At 42.1% G+C, this 21,763-nt stretch carries 14 protein-coding genes and 1 pseudogene; 2 read left to right on the top strand and 13 right to left on the bottom strand.

Annotated elements, in window-relative coordinates:
• Positions 1 to 24: 24 nt before the first annotated feature.
• A complete protein-coding gene (locus tag IQ13_RS15065) occupies positions 25 to 1,701 on the top strand; it encodes a beta-N-acetylhexosaminidase (RefSeq protein ID WP_144887248.1) in 1,677 nt (558 codons plus the stop codon).
• 129 nt (positions 1,702 to 1,830) lie between these two features.
• Here the strand turns inward: IQ13_RS15065 and IQ13_RS15060 are convergent, their stop codons facing one another.
• The 7 genes and pseudogenes from IQ13_RS15060 to IQ13_RS15030 all read right to left on the bottom strand — a co-directional run bounded on the left by IQ13_RS15060 (position 1,831) and on the right by IQ13_RS15030 (position 7,305).
• The gene (locus IQ13_RS15060) at positions 1,831 to 2,334 is read right to left on the bottom strand and encodes a hypothetical protein (protein WP_199758281.1); all 504 of its coding nucleotides are present in this window, start codon (positions 2,332 to 2,334) and stop codon (positions 1,831 to 1,833) included.
• 34 nt (positions 2,335 to 2,368) lie between these two features.
• Positions 2,369 to 2,764, bottom strand: coding sequence for a hypothetical protein (locus tag IQ13_RS15055; protein ID WP_144887246.1), 396 nt, complete (start codon positions 2,762 to 2,764; stop codon positions 2,369 to 2,371).
• A 177-nt stretch (positions 2,765 to 2,941) separates the two neighbouring features.
• Positions 2,942 to 4,072, bottom strand: coding sequence for a TlpA disulfide reductase family protein (locus tag IQ13_RS15050; RefSeq protein ID WP_158637408.1), 1,131 nt, complete (start codon positions 4,070 to 4,072; stop codon positions 2,942 to 2,944).
• A gap of 10 nt (positions 4,073 to 4,082) precedes the next feature.
• A complete protein-coding gene (locus IQ13_RS15045; RefSeq protein ID WP_144887242.1) occupies positions 4,083 to 5,168 on the bottom strand; it encodes a TlpA disulfide reductase family protein in 1,086 nt (361 codons plus the stop codon).
• A 4-nt stretch (positions 5,169 to 5,172) separates the two neighbouring features.
• Positions 5,173 to 5,781 (bottom strand): annotated as a pseudogene (gene hisIE, locus IQ13_RS15040) (bifunctional phosphoribosyl-AMP cyclohydrolase/phosphoribosyl-ATP diphosphatase HisIE); the annotation flags it as partial.
• A gap of 39 nt (positions 5,782 to 5,820) precedes the next feature.
• Entirely contained in the window at positions 5,821 to 6,579 is a 759-nt protein-coding gene (hisF, locus tag IQ13_RS15035; protein WP_144887236.1) for an imidazole glycerol phosphate synthase subunit HisF, read from the bottom strand.
• 54 nt (positions 6,580 to 6,633) lie between these two features.
• Complete coding sequence (locus IQ13_RS15030; protein ID WP_144887234.1) at positions 6,634 to 7,305, bottom strand: C40 family peptidase; 672 nt, start codon at positions 7,303 to 7,305, stop codon at positions 6,634 to 6,636.
• A gap of 204 nt (positions 7,306 to 7,509) precedes the next feature.
• Between IQ13_RS15030 and dnaE the strand changes: the two genes are divergently transcribed.
• A complete protein-coding gene (gene dnaE, locus IQ13_RS15025) occupies positions 7,510 to 11,142 on the top strand; it encodes a DNA polymerase III subunit alpha (protein WP_144887232.1) in 3,633 nt (1,210 codons plus the stop codon).
• 8 nt (positions 11,143 to 11,150) lie between these two features.
• Here the strand turns inward: dnaE and IQ13_RS15020 are convergent, their stop codons facing one another.
• From IQ13_RS15020 to IQ13_RS14995, 6 genes are all read right to left on the bottom strand, one after another.
• The gene (locus tag IQ13_RS15020; protein ID WP_144887230.1) at positions 11,151 to 12,707 is read right to left on the bottom strand and encodes a glycoside hydrolase; all 1,557 of its coding nucleotides are present in this window, start codon (positions 12,705 to 12,707) and stop codon (positions 11,151 to 11,153) included.
• A gap of 66 nt (positions 12,708 to 12,773) precedes the next feature.
• Positions 12,774 to 13,754: a glycoside hydrolase family 43 protein gene (locus tag IQ13_RS15015; protein ID WP_199758280.1), complete on the bottom strand. Its 981-nt coding sequence runs from the start codon at positions 13,752 to 13,754 to the stop codon at positions 12,774 to 12,776.
• Positions 13,755 to 13,950: 196 nt separating this feature from the next.
• Entirely contained in the window at positions 13,951 to 15,186 is a 1,236-nt protein-coding gene (locus IQ13_RS15010) for a DUF4998 domain-containing protein (RefSeq protein WP_144887228.1), read from the bottom strand.
• A 23-nt stretch (positions 15,187 to 15,209) separates the two neighbouring features.
• A complete protein-coding gene (locus IQ13_RS15005; protein ID WP_144887226.1) occupies positions 15,210 to 16,412 on the bottom strand; it encodes a DUF4959 domain-containing protein in 1,203 nt (400 codons plus the stop codon).
• A 30-nt stretch (positions 16,413 to 16,442) separates the two neighbouring features.
• Complete coding sequence (locus IQ13_RS15000; RefSeq protein ID WP_144887224.1) at positions 16,443 to 18,416, bottom strand: RagB/SusD family nutrient uptake outer membrane protein; 1,974 nt, start codon at positions 18,414 to 18,416, stop codon at positions 16,443 to 16,445.
• 23 nt (positions 18,417 to 18,439) lie between these two features.
• On the bottom strand, positions 18,440 to 21,631 hold the full coding sequence (locus IQ13_RS14995; RefSeq protein WP_144887222.1) for a SusC/RagA family TonB-linked outer membrane protein: 3,192 nt from the start codon (positions 21,629 to 21,631) through the stop codon (positions 18,440 to 18,442).
• Between the last annotated feature and the right edge of the window lie 132 nt (positions 21,632 to 21,763).

The raw sequence follows: 21,763 nt of genomic DNA, 5'->3' as shown, positions 1-21,763 counted from the left end.
TATAAACAAAAAACAAACCAGCAGATGAAAAGGTTTTTATCGATCATGCTTGCGTGTTGCACACTTGGAGTTTCGGCACAGAACATCAACATTATTCCGCAGCCGCTCGAAGTGAAGCAAACACAAACCGGCACCTATGCCTTGAAAAAGAAAATCACGTGGAGCAGCAACTTCCCGAAAAGCGAAGAAGCAGATGCTGTGTTCAACTACTTTGCCGATTACATGAAAAAGTATTACAACACCGAAGTTGTGGTAACAAAAGGCAAGGCTGATATTAACCTTGTTTCTACCCGTATGCCTACCGGCGGAGGTTTAGCTTATCGTTTAAACGTTACAAAGAGCGGTGTGCGTATTGAAGCCAATTTTAACGAGTCGGCTTTTCATGCCATGCAATCATTAATTCAGTTGTTGCCTGTTGCACAAACAGATGCAGCTGCAATTCCGTATGTAGAAATTTTTGACAAAGCCCGTTTCGAATACCGTGGTATGCACCTCGACGTTGGTCGCCACTACGAGCCTGTTGCATTTATTAAAAAGTATATTGATTATTTAGCCTTGCATAAACTCAATGTGTTTCATTGGCATTTAACCGAAGACCAGGGCTGGCGTATTGAGATCAAAAAATATCCGGAGTTAACAAGCATTGGCAGCAAACGCAATGGTACGCTCATTGGTCGTTATCCGGGCAGTAAAGGCAACGACAACAAACCACACGAAGGATATTATACACAGGAAGAAATTAAAGAAGTAGTAGCTTATGCAAAAAGCCGTTTTGTAGAAGTAGTTCCGGAAATTGAGTTGCCCGGTCACAGCAGTGCGGCGATTGCTGCCTATCCATGGTTGAGCTGTTTCCCCAACAGAACAACAGCGATTCCGTTAAACATGGTTTCGTTGAAAACGGTGCAGGAAGCACAACAGGGCCGTGTAAAATTTGTACAGGAAACATGGGGCGTGTTTGATGATGTGTTCTGTGCAGGTAAAGAAGAAACATTCAAGTTCCTGGAAAATGTATTGGATGAAACGATTGCACTCTTCCCATCGAAATATGTGCATATTGGTGGCGACGAATGCCCCAAAACACATTGGAAGCAATGCCCCAATTGCCAGAAGCGCATGAAAGAACTGAAGCTGAAAGATGAGCATGAACTGCAGAGCTATTTTATTCAGCGGATTGAAAAGTACCTGAATGCAAAAGGCAGAACCATTATTGGTTGGGATGAAATTCTGGAAGGTGGTTTAGCACCGAATGCACAGGTGATGAGCTGGCGTGGTGAAGCAGGTGGTATTGCTGCAGCAAAAGAAAATCATTATGTGATTATGACACCGGGCAGCCACATGTATTTCGATCATAAGCAAACAGCGAATGAAGATTCAGTAACCATCGGTGGTTTTACAACGGTACAAAAAGTATATACCTACGAACCTATACCGAAAGAGTTACCGGAAAGCCAGTGGAAGTATGTGCGTGGTGCACAGGCCAACGTTTGGACCGAATACATGAACAATACCAGCAAAGTGGAGTACATGATCTTTCCACGTATTGCCGCTTTAAGCGAAGTATTGTGGACAGCGAAAGACAAACGCAATGCAGCTGATTTTGAAAAACGTTTGCTCGTTCAGTTCAAGCGTTATGATATGTGGGGCGTAAACTACAGCAAGGCGTTCTTCGATCCGAAGTCAACCGTCGAAGTAAAGAAATAAAGACACAAGATTCAAGAAAAATCAAGGCACAAGAAAAGCCGGTGTTCGTAAACGAACATCGGCTTTTTAATTAATTTGATAAACAAGACTTACATTCTGAGAAGTACGCTCCTTACTTATGCAAAAAAGTTATTTGCCAAAGTTTTTTCCCTTTCTGATAATATTTCCTTCATTATCATAAATGGTAGTAAAGTCGTCATTGTAAGTCCGATTTGCTACTCCGAGTTTTTCTAGAAGTAAATAAGCCTTGTTTCGTATAGTTATCCAGGTTTCGTGGCTGTCAATAAATTCCCAATCCCAAATTTCTGCTGGAATATTATCTACCTCTTTTTTAAATTCTAATAATTCATTTTTAAACGTACTATCAATTACTCCAAGTCTAAAAACCGTTTCAAAACAGACAGGCGTAAATGCATATTCAAGTTCTTCATACAACTCAGTTAAAGGTTCAATCAAAATCGGAGCCATTTCTTCTAACTTAGTTGCATCGAAAGTGTAGAGGATAATTGAATTGATAATGTTAGTGTAGTAAAAGTCAACATGCTTATCATGCACAATTTCTACCTTTTCAGCCGATGACTTGTCTGGCGAAGTCCTTTTATTTCCAAATATTGATTTCAGGTTGATCTTCATTTTTGTGTCAGGTTTAATCTATCAGATCAGTTAACTAATTTCTTATTCGCATTAATCTCAGTTCAACAGCCTTCATCATCTCACTTTCCATAATCAACTCTTCTTTAGTTATTTTTAAAACTTTAAACTTTACGGGATAAGAAACATCCTGAAAGGTTAAGGAAAGAATACCTCCAGCAAAACTCCATTTACCTTTTTGTGTAGCATCATTACTCCAGCCTACTGTTTTCTTCGGTTGTCGATCCAGCCCTATGGAAATAAAAGTTGAATCACTATTGAGTACTAAATCTCTGGGAAGTGGAGTGTCTATGTTTAAATGACGAGTTTCTTGAAATGCATCTGCAGGTCGCCAATGACCTGCAATTTCTATTCGTTGATTGCAGGACGTTATCCAAAAAAGCAAAATGAAGATTGAATAGAAAATTCGCATAGCAATTACCTCTTAGTTCTGTTTACTCAACCTGACAGTGTTCACTCGACCTGACAGGTTGTGTTAACATATACAGCAAAACCAATTAAAGGCTCACTACACAATATGGCTTAACCTGTCAGGTCTGTTATTCTTAGTCTTAGATTTTCTTCCTTGAACCTTGTCCCTTGCACCTTATTACTTCAAAATTTCTTCCAGCTTCTTCTCCAACGCTTCACCTCTTAAGTTTCTAGCTACAACTACGCCATTCGGATCAACGATCATGTTAAACGGAATGCCCATTACACCAAACTGCCGTGCTGCTGCATTTTCCCATCCTTTTAAATCACCAGCCTGCGGCCAGCTGTATTTATCATCTTTCACCGCCTTCAGCCATTTATCTTTATTCTCATCGAGCGACACACCGAAGATCTCAAAATTCTTATTCTTGAAACGCTCATACGCTTTTACCAGGTTCGGACTTTCTGCACGGCAGGGTCCACACCAGCTTGCCCAAAAATCAATCAATACATATTTGCCTTTAAACGAAGACAGACTGATCATCTTTCCATCAGCATCGGGTTGCGAAAAATCGGGAGCAGTCACACCTACCATCGACTTCTTCCCTACTTCAATCATTTCCTGCAGTTCTTTTCCTTTAGCTGAGGTACGCAACTGTTCACTCAATAATAAAAACATCGGCTCAGCTTTCGCTGCATCCATATCCATGCCCAACGCCTGTTCAACCATATACAAGGCAATAGGCGATGAAGGATTATTCTTTACAAACTTTAATTGCTCGGCATTTACCAATTGCTGATGCAGGTTAAACATTTCCATCAGCGTATTCGTTGCCTGCATGTTCTTCGCCTGACCGTAACCGTAATACAGATCGCCGATCTTGTTTTCCAGTTCGGTTAAGCTTTTTGTCTGTTGCTGGTATTTGTAATAATCATTCACGACAGCAGAGCCTTTTACTTCCGCATCATTCAATCCTGTTTTTGAAGTGATGGTGATGGTTCCTTCATCTAAAAAAAGTGTGAGATTGTTTTTGCGGTACTCCGCCATGTCAAACTTTTTACCGGGAACAGGATTCGCTTCTTCAATGCTGATGGTTGCGAGCATCGGTCCGCTTACTTCTGCCGTAACAGTGAACTTGCCATTCACCAGTTTTGCTTCTTCTGCACCGTTGCCGTTATTCCAGCTGAGCAATACATTATACTTTTTGGTGTAAGAAGGCAGGTTACCGTTTACAATAACTTTTTTATCCTGCGCCATTACAGCAACAACTGTAAACAGGCTGCAAACAAACAAGAGTTGTTTTATCATGTATGAAATATTATTTGAATAATTCTTCGAGGCGAATTTGCAGTTCTTCGCCTCTGAGGTTTTTGGCAATGATGACGCCATCCGGACCAATCAATAAATTCTGCGGAATGGAACTGATCTTGTAAATACGTGCAGCTTCGTTGTTCCAGAATTTAAGATCGCTCACATGTGTCCATGTTAATCCATCCTTTGCAATTGCTTCAAGCCACTTGCCACGATCCTTGTCGAGCGATACGCCCAATACTGTAAAGTTTTTGGCTTTGTATTTATTGTACGCTGCTACAAGATTGGGATTTTCCATTCGGCAGGGACCACACCAGCTTGCCCAAAAATCGACCAACACATATTTGCCACGGAACGATTGTAATGAAACTGGATTGCCTGATGTATCGGCTTGTATAAAATCAACCGCTTCGTAACCAACTGCACCAATTCGGTTTTCTTTGACAATGCCACCAACAAGGCGACCAAAATAACTTTGCTGTGCAGCAGCTGTAAGTTGAGAAAAACGTGTGTCCAGCACTTCAGCCTGTTGAAAAAAGCTATAGGTAAAATAAAGCAACAAAGGTGTTACTGCCGAATTATTGTGTGAAGCAACATAGGCATCGGCCTGTGTATTGATTTCTGTTGCAAGATTACGGATGAGATTATACAACGAATCCTGTTTCGATTGCATGGCCGGGTTCGACAGTTCTCTGCCCAACTGATCCAGCTTCATAAAATAAGGATCGAAGCCGGCACGAAACTGCACAAACTCATCGTGTACAGCAGAGCCTTTGATGATGGCTCTTGCCAGCGTATCAATATGTCCGTTTACCTGTACCGTACCGCCTTCAAGAAACAATCCAAGATTTTGTGAAGCACCATCAACAGCTACTACATAAATAGCAGCTTCAGGTACAATGCCCTTCAGCTCAAACTTTCCTTTCTTTATGACTGATTCGGCCAAGGCCCTGCTTTCGGGGCTGTCTAAACGTATAGTTACTTTCGCATTCTCCTGCGCACCTCTGATGGTTCCTTTTATTTCAAAAGACTGTTGTGCCTGCAGTTGCAGCACAGCACACATTAAAAAACATATTGTTACAATCGCTTTCATATAATTATCCTGCGTGTGAATGACGCTGTTTCAGCACGTAAATCACATCCTGCAAAGAAACATTCTTTGCCCTTAATAAAACGATAAAGTGAAACAGCAGATCGGCACCTTCGTTTAAGAATAACTCTTCATTATTATCTTTTGCTTCAATAATAATTTCCGTTGCTTCCTCGCCTACTTTCTGTGCAATTTTATTAATGCCTTTATCGAATAAACTTTTTACATAACTTTTTCCATCGGTGCTTTTACGGCGTAATTCGATGATCTCTTCTAAATACGATAAAAAGTCATCACTGTGATTTTTTTCGCTCCAACAAGTATCGGCACCTGTATGACAGGTTGGTCCCATCGGTTCTGCTTTAATCAACAATGTATCCTGATCGCAATCGAGCAATACCTGTTTTACGGTTAAAAAGTTACCGCTCTCTTCACCTTTCGTCCACAAACGTTGTTTGCTGCGGCTGTAAAACGTCACCTTTCCTTCTTCTTCGGTTTTCTTAAATGCTTCTTCGTTCATAAAACCCAGCATTAACACTTTGCTGGTTTTATAATCCTGGATGATGGCGGGCATCAGTCCGTCCTGATATTTGCTGAATTGAGGTTTCAAAGTATGTTGTTTAGTTACGTTAAAAGTTCGTTGTTGGTTGCAAAGTTAAACCCTTACAGCAACTCCCCGTTGCTGCAGGTAGGCCTTCAAATCTGAAATTTCGATTTCCTTGAAATGAAAAATACTGGCTGCCAGGCCTGCATCGGCATAAGCCAGTTCAAACACATCGGCAAAATGCTGCATGGCACCTGCACCACCGCTGGCAATTACAGGTATCGGCAACTCCTGCGACAACCGTTTGGTAATATCCAATGCAAATCCTGCCTTGGTACCATCGTTGTTCATACTGGTGAGCAATATTTCACCGGCACCCAATTCAACACCCTGTTTGGCCCAATCGAAACATTTTATATCGGTTTTGGTACGGCCGCCATTGAGGTACACATACCATTCGCCGTCTTCTTCTTTCTTGGTATCAATCGCTAATACGCAACACTGGCTGCCTGCAGCCAATGCAATATCGTTGATGAGTTGCGGATTTTTAAACGCTGCGGTGTTCACACTTACTTTATCGGCACCGGAATTGAGCAACACACTCATATCTTCTACTGTGCTGATGCCACCGCCTACTGTAAACGGAATGTTGACGTGGCGGGCAATGCGTTTTACCAGTTCGCTTAAGGTTTTGCGTTTTTCAACAGTGGCTGTAATATCGAGGAACACCAGTTCATCGGCACCTTGCTGTGCATACAAAGCACCCAGCTCCACGGGGTCGCCTGCATCACGCAAATCAACAAAGTTGGTGCCCTTTACAGTGCGGCCATCTTTAATATCTAAACAGGGAATAATGCGTTTTGTCAACATAAAATAAAAAAGGCTTCAACTTAATTGAAGCCAAGCTCTTTGCAAAGATAACGATTATGGAAGTGGCGTGGTGCCTGCAAGCCGTCCTGCTCCAATTAATTTGCGGCTCCAATACGTTTCGTTTAAATCGCTGATCATGACTCCACCGGAAGTGGATGCATGCACAAACTTATTATTGTGCAGGTATACGCCTACATGCGATACGCTGCCTCTTGTATTAAAAAACACCAGGTCGCCTTCCCGCAAATCGCTCATAGGTATCCAGGTGGTCATATCCTTTTGTTCCCTTGCTGTACGGGGCAACTGCAGCGAAAACACACCAAACATAAGTGTTTGTACAAATGCCGAACAATCGATGCCTCGTTGTGTAGTGCCGCCCAAACGGTAAGGCGTACCCCACCATTCGTCGATAAGATTGTACAGCGATTTATTCTGCAATGCCTCCACCGGCACATCTAAGCGGATGGCATATTTAAATTGTTGCAAGGAGAACAGCTCAAGCGAACTGCTGTAGCTGCTGATTTCTTTGGTTTGAAAAACGTTGTTGTTATTCACTGTAGAAGAACCACCCACTTTTACCCGTTTATTTTCGGGCTTTACTTCAGGCATAGGCTCCGGATTGGCCGCTTGCGAAACAGCCGCCTGCTTTGGCTGAAGCACACTTTTCACCATACTGCAACTGCTGAGCAGAATAATGGCTGAGAGATATGTAAGCAAATGTTTCATTGTGGTATTGAATCTTTCAACGGTCGCAAAAGTAGCGATGCAGCCCTTTTTCAGCAAGAAACAGGCCAAATCGTCAATCGTCTAAAGATAAGTTACTGCTGAAATGCTGACAAATTTTCACCCCTGCTTTTTCTAAAACGTTCATTTTGTGGATTTCTTATCTGCGTTTTTTCAAATGAGAACAACGAAATTTGACGCCTGACTATGAGCAAATTTTCCCATTTACACGTACACACACAATATTCGCTGCTCGATGGTGCTGCCTCCATCGGTTCTTTATACAACAAGGCCATTAAAGACGAAATGCCGGCCCTCGCCATTACCGACCATGGAAACATGTTTGGTGCGTTTCAGTTTGTAGCCGAAGCTTATAAGCACAAAAACGAAGATGGCTCACTAAAGGTGAAGCCTGTTGTTGGCTGCGAATTTTACCTGGTAGAAAACAGGCATGTAAAACAGTTCAGTAAAGAACAACGGGATAACCGTTTTCACCAGGTATTGCTGGCAAAAAACGAGCAGGGTTACAAAAACTTAGTAAAGCTGACATCGCTTGGTTTTATTGAAGGGATGTACAGCAAATATCCCCGTATTGATAAAGAGCTCATTCATAAATATCATGAAGGATTGATTGCCACTACCTGCTGTCTTGGTGCCATGGTACCGCAAATGATCCTGAATAAAAGTGAAGAAGATGCCGAGAACGAGTTCAAATGGTGGTTGAATATTTTTCAGCAGGATTATTATGTGGAGATTCAACGGCATGGCATGGCCGAGCAGGATAAAGTAAATGCAGTGTTGCTGAAGTTTGCAAAGAAGTACAATGTAAAAGTAATTGCCAGTAACGATTCGCACTATGTGGATCAAACCGATTTTAATGCGCATGATATTTTACTCTGCATCAACACCGGCGAAAAACAAAGCACCCCTGCCCTGCGTGAGTTTAGTGATGATGATGTGAATGTGAAGAACAAACGTTTTGCATTTCCGAACGATCAGTTTTATTTTAAGAGTACGGCTGAAATGAAAAAGGTATTTGCCGATGTGCCGGAAGCCATCGATAATACCAATGAAATTGTTGACAAGATTGAAGTACTGAACCTGAAGAAAGATATTCTGCTGCCTGCGTTTCCCATTCCGAAAGAATTCCAGATACACGACGATGCCAACCTCAACCAATGGGAATTTTTAAAACATCTTACTTACATTGGCGCAAAAGAACGTTACAGCGAAATTGAAGAAACCACCCGTGAACGCATCGACTTTGAATTGTTCACCATTAAAACAATGGGTTTTGCAGGTTACTTCTTAATTGTAAGCGACTTTATTAAAGCGGGCAGAGATATGGGTGTATTCGTTGGGCCCGGTCGTGGTTCAGCAGCTGGTAGTGTGGTGGCCTATTGTATAGGTATTACCAACATCGATCCCATTAAATACAATTTACTGTTTGAGCGTTTCCTTAACCCCGATCGTAAATCGATGCCGGATATTGATACCGACTTTGATGATGAAGGCCGGCAAAAAGTAATTGACTATGTAGTGGATAAATACGGTAAGGCGCAGGTGGCACAGATCATCACCTATGGCACAATGGCCGCCAAGAGTAGTATTGCCGATGTGGCCCGTGTAATGGATTTGCCATTGGCAGAAAGCCGAGCATTATCGAAGCTGGTGCCTGAACGTCCGGGTGTTTCGTTAAAGCGTGTATTGCATGCACCATTGACCGGCGAAAAAAGTTTAACGGAAAAAGAAGCATTAGGTCCTGATGAGTTAGAATTAGTAAAGAAGATACGACAGGTGTATGATGGCGATGATTTACCTGCAAAAATTTTACATGAAGCAGAGATACTTGAAGGTTCTGTTCGTAACACCGGTATCCATGCAGCAGGCATTATCATTGCACCAAGAGATCTTACCGATCTGATTCCGGTTTGTACATCAAAAGAATCGGAGTTGTGGTTAACACAAATTGAAGGAAGTGTTATTGAAGAAGCAGGTGTAATTAAGATGGACTTCCTGGGTTTAAAAACCCTCAGCATCATCAAGAATGCGCTGCAGATGATCAAAGAAAATCATGGTGTAGAAATTGAAATTGATAATATACCATTGGACGATGAAAAAACATTTCATCTCTATCAACAAGGTTCAACCATTGGTACGTTCCAGTTTGAAAGTCCGGGTATGCAGAAATATTTGCGTGAACTGAAACCCGATCAGTTCAGCGATCTCATTGCGATGAACGCCTTGTACCGCCCCGGTCCTATTGCCTACATCCCCAACTTTATCGACCGGAAGCATGGGAAAGAAGCCATCAGTTACGATTTGCCGGAGATGGAAGAATATCTAGCCGATACCTATGGGATTACTGTTTACCAAGAACAGGTGATGCTGCTTTCGCAGAAGATTGGTGGCTTTAGTAAAGGTGATGCCGACGTATTGCGGAAGGCAATGGGTAAAAAGCAAAAGGCCGTACTGGATAAAATGAAAAAACAGTTTGTGGAAGGTGCTTCAGCTAAAGGACATCCTGCAGACAAACTTGAAAAAATATGGACCGACTGGGAAGCGTTTGCACAATACGCCTTCAACAAATCGCACTCTACCTGTTATGCGTTTGTGGCGTATCAAACAGCCTATTTAAAAGCACACTACCCGGGAGAATATATGAGTGCGGTGTTAAACAACGCCGGTGCTATTGAAAAAATCACCTTCTTTATGGAAGAGTGTAAACGCATGGGCATTAAAGTACTGGGGCCTGATATCAACGAATCGAAAAATGGTTTTGCAGTAAATAAAGCCGGTGAAATTCGTTTTGGTTTAGGTGGATTAAAAGGTGTAGGCGAAGCGGCGATTGAAAGCATTATTGAAGAACGTGAAAAGAAAGGACCCTATAAAGACGTGTTTGATTTTATCAAGCGTGTAAACCAACGTACGGTGAATAAAAAATCGCTGGAGTGTTTGGTGTACGGCGGTGCGTTTGATTGTTTTAAAGAATATCATCGTGCACAATATTTTCATGTAATGCCGGGCGATACGGTGAATACGCTGGAACGCATTGTTGCATTCGGCAACCGTTTCCAGGCCAATGTGCAAAGCAATACCAACACGTTGTTTGGCGAAAGTATGATGATGGAAATTCCCACGCCGAAGATTGTAAACTGTGAAGAATGGACTTTAACCGAAAAGCTCGATCATGAAAAAGAGATCACCGGTATCTTCATCAGTGGTCACCCGCTCGATCATTTTAAATTTGAATTACAGCATTATAAAATCACCAGCATTGCCGACTTTAATGAGTTTAAAGAAGCGATTCTGCTGCATGCAAATCCGTTCCAGACATTCCGATTAGCAGGCTTAGTAACCAGCCATCAGCAACGTGTAACCAAAACAGGAAAGCAGTTTGGCATTGCCATGATTGAAGATTATACCGGCAACACCGAGTTTGCATTGTTTGGCGAAGACTTTGTAAAATTCAAAGATCACTTTACACCGGGCGCTGTGGTTTTTATTACGGGTGTATTTAAAACACGATGGAACAAGAGTGATGATTTCGAATTCAAGATCAACCAGGTGCTGTTGCTGGAAACAGTAAAACGCACCATGACCAAACAGTTGATTGTTGATATTGAACCACGTTTCCTTACCGAAGAAATTGTTGATTTCTTTGAAAAAAATATCAAGAAGAATCCGGGCAAGATCAACCTCAAGTTTAATTTATACGAACCAAAAGACAACTGGAGAATCAGCATCCGCACATTAGAAAAAGGATTTGACATGAACGATGACATGAGTGCCTTTTTACTGGAACGGCCTGAAATGAATGTAACAGTTGTTACTGCATAAACGAAGGTCTACAGATCAATCACCAGCGTGGTGATTGATCTGGGACTTAGTTCAATACCCGACAGCGATTGCTGCGAAGCATACTTCATCTCCTCTCCTTTTTCTGCCGATGTAGTATAGCGTTTGATCTGCTTTGCTTCTTTAACAGCAGGAATCAACAGATCAATTTTTGCAGCAGAAGTTTTGTAGTTTATTACCACCACCGTTACTGTATTTTTATTTGCAAATGCACTCAGCATCATATCCTGCGCCTGCTGTACAAGGCTTAACCCATCGTTTCGTTCGGCAACAATGCGTTGCATACCCGGCCGTACAAAACGGCTGTAATGCCCCAAGGCCCATAAATTTTTTGTTACGGTATAATCGGCAATAGCCGGATCCGCAATATTCTTCAAAGCAATTAAGTTGTAACGACTCTCAGCATCACTCCTGCCCGGCTCCCATGCATTCCAGAAATGCCATGCTGTAGCATTAGCTACTGTAAAATCATGATGAATCATCTTTGCCAAAAACAATGCACAGTCCATTGCTGAGCGGCGTTCCTTCGATCCTTCTTTATAACCATCGCCCAGCATACTGTACTCCGATTGCCAGAAGGGAACATTGTATTTTGTTGCAGTATCGTTTAACTTTCTTCTTATGTTGATGATGTTTTCATCACCATGATCGGTAAAGTAACTATGTCCCTCGATTACTTTGTGCAGATGCTGCAAGTTACCTAAGTACAATTTGCTTTCCTTGGCATAAAACTGTTGCAGCTGTTTGGATGCATGATTGGTACCGCTGTACAAAAACGATAAATCAGCAGCTTCTGTAACAAGAATTTTCGTGGAGAGTTGTTGCGCTGTTAATGCACTATCGAGTTTTACAGCTATGTTGTAAATGTCTTTATTATGCCAGGGCGATCCCTCCTGGTTCATCTGTCCAAACTTAGCCGACCAGTCCCACTGCGGTTCGTTCACCGGGCTGATGTAGTTGAAATGAATTCCCTCTGCATCAAAATGTTTCAGCACGGTTGTTAAAAAGCCTGCATAGGCGTTATACTTATCCTCTCTTAAATTGGTTACAAAATCTTTTTGTGTGCGAAAGCCCAAACCGTTTTTTGTGAATTGTACAGGAGGCGTATTGGAGAACGCAATCAGATCCTGCACGCCGTAAGCAACAGCTTTTTTTGTAAACCAAATATAACCTTGCTGTTTTGTAAAATCATACGTACCATCAGGTGAAAGAAAGCTTTCGACTCTGCGGAATGTATTACGAATACCGCTGCTGTCGCCCTGCTCAAACGTTCCGCCTCCAATATTAAATCGCCAGGCAGAAAGACCAATACCCAACGGATTACCTGCTGCATCAAATCCTTTGCTGAACAGCAGCTCAGCCATACGTTCTTTCTTTTCTGCAGGCCAGTACTTACCGATGCCTTCGCTGTACCATGCACCCGATGCACCGATGTTCTCGATGGTTTGTGCTGTATGTTTCAGATCAATCGTGAAGCTGATGGTTTGTGCGTCTGCAAAAAATGAGCAAAGCAAAAAACAACAAGCGGCTAATAATAAATTCTTCAATCTAAAATTTTATAACTACTAATGCTGAATAAAAGTAACCATACATTGTATGCAATGCTGATTGTTCTACCTTTTTAACAACCCTTCACTCGTCATTACAACACGCTTCATCGTTCCGTCTTTATTGTAGTACAAACGATCGATACAAACAGAACGGTGAAAGCCGCCATGATCGGCCAGCACACCATTGTGGTAAATAAAATACCACTTGCTTTTAAACTCAATAATGGACTGGTGATTGGTATTGCTGTTTGCTGCCACTTCGTTTAAAATGCCTTTGTACTCCCACGGTCCGTTGATGTTTCGGCTCATTGCATAAGCGATCTTTTCAGGAAACTGGTAAGCGTACGAAAGATAATACCAGCCGTTGCGTTTATGAATCCAGGGCGCTTCGGTGAATTTCTGTAAGCCTTCTACTACCTGGATCGGACCATCCAGCTCAAGCATATTTTCTTTGAGCTTCGCATAATAACATTTTGTATTACCCCAAAATAAATAAGCCTGCCCGTCATCATCAATATACACTGTCGGATCAATATCATCCCACCAGATTGATGTGGCTTTCGTCATATCGTTTGTAACAAGTGCTTTGCCCAACGCATCAGTAAATGGTCCGGTTGGTTTATCTGCAACGGCTACACCGATTGCTTTGCCTCCGATCGTTTTATGTTCAACAGCTGCATACCAATAAAATTTGCCGTTGCGTTCAATTACCTGCGAAGCCCATGCATCGCCTTTTGCCCACGCAAATGCTTTTACGTTCAAAGGCGATGGATGTTCTTTCCAGTTGAGCATATCGGTTGAAGAATAACACAACCACTCCTGCATTACATAACGTGCTTCACCCTTCGGTGCTTCATCATGACCGGTATACAAATACACCGTATCGTTATAGACTAGTGCTGCAGGATCGGCCGTAAACTTATTACGGATGATGGGATTGAACGGAACAGAATCGCTGTACTGCGGTTTATTTTTTTGCGCATACAATTCTTCACTTATTGCTGCAACAAAAAACATTGCTGCCAAACAAACTACTTTCTTCAACTTCACTTTTGGTTTATTAAAATTATGTTTTGAATAAAGAAGGCCCCTTGTGGAAACAATGGAGCCTTTCTGTCGATTATGACCCTAACAATAGTTGACGGATTCAATTTTTATCTATTCCCTTTTATATTCTGAAAGACAACTATTCAGGAGATCGCTATTACTTGTTAAACAACATCTTTAAAACACGCACCGTTTAATTGGTGCTGAATAACTGAATTCGTTTTATCTGGATATAACTGCCCGGGTTACCATTGCCGACAATATTTGCCAGGAAGCCAATAGACACGACTGTTGGCGCAGTAAGTGTAAATGAAAAGCTTCTTGTATCTGTTGCGCTCGGTGATGTTGCGCCAATATTTGCTCCATTATACGCTCCTACATAACCTAATGCAGTAGACAAATTCGCCAATACAGGAATACCAGTGTCGCCAGCTGCTGCTACACAGTATACAGTTGAGTTAGCCTGTATCTCTGAGTACTCATCAAACGAAACAATATATTTTCCTGCAGGCAGCGGCGATGATGTTGTCTGGTACACAATACCATTGGTAACAGGTGTATTATTCCATGTTTCCCAGTTAATTACTCCACCGGCATCAGAAGAATAACCACCGTAGAGGCCACCTTTATTTTTAGCTGCTGCATTTGTAATCCATGGCGCTGCGAGTGTTCCCCATCTGCCATCAAATGTTGCACGTTGGAAACCTGGTCCTGTGTTCGATAAATACTGACTGGTAATTTCGTATTTCACACCTACATTCAGTGAAGCACTGCTGAACGTATCAATACAATTCGGCTTGGGCAAAAACAGTGTACGCAATACGACCGGAGTACCAGGTTTGAAATTATCGAGTGATGTTAAGCTTTGTGTTAATGGTACAAACAATGAATCAACCACATCTCCCACTTTGGTATAACGCACCCATGTACCTAATGCGCCCGAAGCTGCATCAAGGTTATCCCAAGCCAACTCGGCTTTACCACCAGGCATTAATTCTGCACGGGTTACAACCCTGTTCGATAATCCACTTTCATATTTTGATCCGTACGCAGTACCGGCTGCATTTACCTTCATCGAGCTGTTACCAACAGCATCGAACGTTTGAATGGTAAAGTTGTAAATACCTTCAGGTATTGCAACAATTTTAGTGAAGCTGTCGATGCCTGTTCCTTTTGTGATATCATACAGAACAGAATCCTTTCCGTCGTTCCATTTGATCTTGCATTTTGCAATTTTCGGATCGGCAGGTAGTAAGCCAGTAATTTTTATACGGTTCTTACCGGGATATGTTTTTACCGAATCCATTTTCCCTGTGTAGATCACCTCTCCTGCTTGCGTATACTTTTTATATTCATCCCACTTTGAACAGGCGGCTAATGCCATCATCAGCAGGGCAATGAAAGAAAGCTTTTTATATTGTTTTTGCATGTGTTTTAATTTTTAGTAAGTGGTTAACGTGTATCGCCATATACCTTCAACTCATTAATACTTTGTGCCGTACCGCCTGCAAAATTTTCGAGGCAACGGATACGGATGTATTTTACTTTCGGTGCAGCCAAATCAATTTCCCAGTTAAAACCTGCAGCAGCAGTTGCCTGATCGTTGGCATCATCTGTACCATAAGGCAAGCCCGATGGTTTCTTTACCGTGTACGAGCCGAGTAGCTTCCACGATGCATCCAATGCACCATTGAGGTTTGGATTATCTGAACCATAAATTTCAAAACGCTTCATGGTTGTGAGATAATAATAGCGTGACCCTTCCGGATACGGACGAATCCAGATACGGCTGAGTTTAGCCAAGGCTCCTGTATTGAACGTAATCATGTGCGGACCACTGCCACCGGGCACCTGGTTGGTGAAACTTGTGTAAGGCCAACCCAACTTACCATCCCACGCATATTGCAACGCAGCACCATTGGTTACCTGCGGCGCATCGCCCGGCAATACCAAGCTTGAAAATTTAGCAGGATCGAGCTGTGTTTCAAAAATAGGATTGATAACCTTGTACATGGTATCGGTTTTATTGCCCCATCTGTCTACTACTAAAAATCCAAACCGATAAAGACCGGTATCTAATCCACGAACTTTTGAGAGCACACTGTCTACATTGGTGTATACACTTTTGTTGTTATCAATTTCATATTCTTTAAACACATTCGGCTTGGTAACAATAATGGAGATGTTTGCCTTTGATGCATTAACTGCTGTAAGATTATAACCGCCAAACGCATCTGTTATCTGAATACTGCGGAACACTTCCCAGATTGGTGCTGTTAACGGTTTTATTTTTACCGTAACAGGCTGCGATTGTATTTCGGAACGGCTTACCGAATACAACTTCACTTCATGTTCCAGTGTATCTGCAAAACCTTCTACTACCAATGAGTTGTTATAATACGATGCTTTCGTTTCGTACTGTTTACCTGTTGTAATGGTATACACCGCTTTTACATACAGCAAATGCGGATCGTTCGGCAACTTGTAAGAAATGGTTGCCTTACCACTTCCGTTCAAAACAGTTACATCGGTTATTTGTGCAGGAACGGTAGGATCGTTGCTGATGGGGGAATGTGTTTCTAATTCTTTATTGCACGATGCTGCAATAAATGCCGAAAGCAATAAAGATGGTATAATCGTTTGAATAAGTTTCATTGTACTTTTTTTCAGGATTTTTAAATCAGATTACCAACCCGGATTTTCTACCAGGTTAGGATTACGACGTGTATCATAATTGCCGATTGGCCAGAAATAATCACGTGGTGCAACAAAACGTTGACTGAAAATAAATTTCTCTTTATAGTAAGTGCTTTCTGTTTTACCCTGTACACTCCAACCTGTAATGTCTTTATTCAATTCATCAGGTGCTTCTTTCCATCTGCGTAAATCCCAGAAACGTTGTCCTTCAAACATTAACTCAAGCGTACGTTCACGGTGAATGATTGAACGCAAACCTGCCTGCGAACTGTATTTCGAAGGATTGCTTGAATAATTGCTCCACGATTCTACAACACCTTTCAAACCTGCACGCTCACGCACTTTATCTACATACTGAATGGCGATACCGGATGCAGGATTCACTTCGTTCTCTGCTTCTGCATACAACAAATACAAATCAGCAAGACGCACTTCGGGCCATGGGTAAGAGCGCCATACAGGAGCAGCTGTACCAGCGGTGGTAGATTCCCAGCTTACTAATTTTTTAACGAAGTAGCCTGTTTCGCTCCAGTTGGTAAAATGCCCGAAGCCTGCGCTTTCTACATTCTTCGCTTTTACATAGTACGTACCAATATCACTACCTGTTGCATTACCATCTTTCATGTACCAGATGCCACCATCAAAACCTAAGTTGGCATAGAAACGAGGTTCTCTGTCGAAGTTTAAACGTGCAGTTGCAACACCGGGTTCAATGTAATATTTCTCTGCAGCGGTTGCAGTGCGCAATTGATCGTAATTGGCAAAGTTGAGCGTTTTATCTTCTTCAATAGGTACACCATTGGACGTGTAGAACAATTTTGCAATTTTAATAGGCGGAGCCCACACACCTTGCAACTGAAAGCGGTTGGTATTGCTGCCTCTTGTCATAGGTGGCATACACAACGCTTCGTTCGGGAAATACATTTGCGAATTACCCCACACTGTTTCCGAACCCCAACGCTGTGTTACCGCATTGCGGATGTTGAGTTGTGTTTTGGTAGCAGTACTGAGGTTATAAATATCGTTCTTGTAATAATAAAGCGTAAAGCCATTTGCTTCTGCCGCTTCAACCGCTGCTTTGGCAGCATCTCTTGCTTCCACCCACTTATCCGGATCAAATGTTGGGTTAAACAAAGACACACCATCTTTATCCTTGAAGTTTACAAAATCAGGATTACCGTTAAACAGCGGACTCGCAGCCATTACCAGCAATTTTGCTTTTACTGCCAATGCAATGGGCTGTGTTACTCTGCCCAACTCTGTATTTTCGTTTTGAATACGCTCGGGTAATAACTTAATCGAACTATCGAGCCATGTAGTAATGGTGCTTACACACTCGTCAACGGGCGCACGCTTCACATAAGAGCTTGCAGGATCTGCTTCAACAGGAACATTTTTTGTAATCAACGGAATAGGACCATACATGCGTAACATGTAATAATGATAAAACGCTTTCAAGAACAACACTTCACCAATCCAACGTGAACGTTCTGCAGGATTAATATCCGGCACCTTCGTCATATCGGCCATGTTCTCTAAAAAGATATTACAGTTGCGGATGGCATTCCAAATTTTCTGGTTATCGTAACGGGTATTACCTGTACCACCTTTGCGCCAGCCAGCCCACTCGTTAAAATAAGGATCGGCTACATTCTGTTGCCCCTGTGCAATACGGAAAGCAGCATGCCAGTGTGTTTGATCATCCTGCGGCAACCATATTTCATCTGCAGAAGCCATACCGGCATTGTACCAACCATCGCCGTTCTTAGGCAAATACGAATAACAGGTAAATAAAAACTTTTCGGCTTCCACACGCAGCTTAAAGGCGTTGTCGATGGTAGAGATATTATCCGGCACTACATCCAGGTACTTGCGGCAGGAATGCAGTGTGGTTGTAAGTGCAAAGATTGCAGCAAAGAGCAAACCCCTGTTTACAACTTTATAATTAATGCTTGTCTTCATTTTAAAAAATTGAATGTTTTAAATTAAAAGTTGAGTTGTACACCCATGCTGTAAACAGATTGAATAGGATAGTTTAATCCGTTGCCTCCCATTTCCACATCCCACAGTTTAAAACCACTAAGGATAAAGAGATTGGTTGCTGAGAAATAAACACGTGTACCTTTTAATTTCAGGGCTTTCCAGTCGGGCATTGTATAACCCATATCTACACTCTTCAAGCGTAAGAACGAACCGTTACGCATCCACCAGGTAGAGGTTTGATTGTTTGAGTTCACCCTCCATGTGCTGAGGCGTGGCCAGAAAGCATAAGGATTCTGATTGTTTTCTGACCAGTGATTATCAGCAATAACCTGCAACAGGTTGTTTTGATAACCGCCATTCAGATAAAACGGTTGAATATTCCATGGATTGATGAAGAACGAACTGCGTGCTGCCCCCTGGAAATAGAAACTGAAGTCGAAACGCTTGATACCAAACGATGCACCAAAGCCATAAATGATTTCCGGCTGTTGCGGATAACCAAGCGGCACCATATCATCGTTGTTGATGAGGCCATCGCCATTTACATCTTTGTATTTGATATCGCCAGCCAATAAACCATTATCGCCAAACTGTACAGGCGAGTTGGCTACTTCTTTCTGATCGATAAATAAACGCTCAGCAATCAATCCCCATGTTTGGCTGATGGAATGATTTACTCTCGACAGATAAGCGATGTCTGAAGGATAAACAATTTCGTCTGTTACTTTTACTTTGCTGGTAGCATACGTAAACGTACCTCTGATGTTCATCCATGCATTTTTAGCAATAGAACGTTGATAGTTCATGGCAACATCGATACCCTGCGTTTCTGCTTTTCCATAGTTGGAAGAAGGAATGGCAGAAAAGCCTGCAGCAGATTCAACAGTTGATTTTGCCTGTAAAATTTGTGAACGCCATTGTTTGTACACATCAACAGTAATATTGAGATCGCCAAACAATTTCATATCCATACCAAGGTTCATCGAACGAGATTTTTCCCAGGTAATACCTTCGTTTGCATAACGTGAAATAGATACACCATTGCGGTAGTACGTACCTGCACCATCGTTACGGCCAAACGATGCACCAAAACCACCATCGTTCAGATTTACATTAGATAAGTAGAAGAAACGATCGTTGATGTTACCGATCTGATCGTTACCCACCAAACCATAGGTTGCACGGAACTTAAGATCGGTAATTACATTTTTCAAACGCTCAAAAAATTGCTCGTTCGAAATACGGTAAGCTACACCTGCAGACGGGAAGAAACCAAAACGGTTGTTCTTGGCAAAACGCTCCGAACCGTTGTAACCAAAGTTGAACTCGGCCAGGTAACGGTTATCAAAACCATAGGTAAAACGACCGGAGAGCGTTTGGTTACGTTGCGGCAAAGAAGCAGTTACACTTCCTGCATTTCCTGTTTCGTAGTTCGATGCAACAGCAATGATTGTGCTGCCCACTGCATGTTTATCTTTAAACGTGCGGTTATAGTTAACCGAAGCTTCCAGCCAGAAACGGGAGTCAACCACTTTGTTTCCTTCATTGTAACCTAAATATTCTGTACCAACTGTACCAATAGATGTTGCACTACCATCGTTCAACACCACCAGGTTATAATCCTGTGTGGTAGGATCAACAATAGCTGAATAGTAAAACGGATTATAACTTCTGTCAACCGAGTAATAAGAATACCTTCTCAGGTAACCCATTGTACGGAAGCTTAAACCCGGTGTAATAAAATTCAGGCTCTGTTTTAATTCAACCTGTGGTTGCAGGTTCGATGTTTTGTAAACCGAATAACCACGCACCATTTGCGCATACGGATTAACATACAAGGTAGAAGTTAACCCATTGGCATCAACCGTACGGGCAGAACCAAACAACGGATGTGTGATATAGGGCAATTTCGATTGCGGATAAACTGCAGGAAACATTACCTGGTTCGACCACAGTGCATTGTTGAAAGTTGCAGAACCACCGCCAATCGGTCCGTTATAATCATCGAACTGACCGTACATGCGAATAATCAATTCGGTATTGTTCGACAGGTTGAGATTTACATTTGAACGGATAGAATAGTTCTTGAGTTTGATATTGCTGTTGAAGTTGTTGATCGGATCAAGTTTCAACAAACCGTTATCCTGATTATACGTACCTGCAACATAGTAACGTGTTCTGTTGGTACCACCACTGATGTTGAGGTTATAACTTTGGTTAACAGTATATTTTTTTATCAGCTGCTCGATCCAGTTGTTGTTCGGATAGAGATAAGGATCATCACCTGCTTTCGTATGTTCAATTTTATTTTGCGTGTAGGGCTGTACAGCAAGTGGCGAACGTGTAAGTGCTGCTTCATTCGCCAATTCCATGTAAGTAATATTATCGGCCAGCTTAAAGTTTTTGGTGTTCGATGAAACACGGTTCTCTGCACGGAACGAAAACTTTGCAACACCTTCTTTACCTGTACGTGTGTTTACCAGCACTACCCCGTTTGCACCACGTGCCCCGTACACCGAAGCCGCTGCAGCATCTTTCAATACCGAGAAATCGGAGATATCATCGGGCTGCAAACGTGCAAGATCAGTTGGAGAAGATTCAACACCATCAATCAGGATCAACGGATCCTGTTTACCTGTACCGAATGTTGAAAGCCCCCTGATGTAAAAGGCGGAGTTATCGGTACCAAGTCCGGGCTCGCCGCTACGCTGGAAAGAAATTACACCGGGTATACGACCGGCGATAGCATTGGTAAGGTTACCTGTTGGTCCTTTTAACTCTTTTACGTTAACCGTAGTAATAGAGCTTACCATGCTCTCTTTCTTTTTGGTACCACCAAAACCAATGATCACAACATCGCCCAAATTGCCGCTTGTTGATTTCATCAGCACATCAATGGTTGTTTTACCATTTACGGGAACTTCCTGCGTTTCATAACCAATGATGGAAATAACCAGGATTCCCTTAGATGGCACACGCAGCACAAAGTTTCCTTTGTCGTCGGTTTGTGTAGCCTTTTTTGCATCTGTTTTCAGCTGAACAGTAGCACTCTGCAATACCGCAGAATCGGAACGTACAACACCACGTACAGTAATTTCATTATCCTGTGCGGGCAATGTAACAGAAATGCATAGCAACAGCACGAATAAAGCAAGCGACTTCATCCCTGCTTTAATGGTTACCATTTCTTTCATAAGCAATCAATACTTGTTTAATTAGTAAATAAATGAACGGTGTATGTTTTGGCTAAAGAACTTTTTGTTGACCTGCACACATAATTCTTCCATCAGCATCAGCATACATGCGTTTATCGTTGGTAAACGAAA

It is taken from the genome of Lacibacter cauensis (assembly GCF_007830055.1).
GTDB classification, from domain to species: Bacteria; Bacteroidota; Bacteroidia; order Chitinophagales; family Chitinophagaceae; genus Lacibacter; species Lacibacter cauensis.
This window is presented reverse-complemented; position numbering and strand designations above follow the sequence as displayed.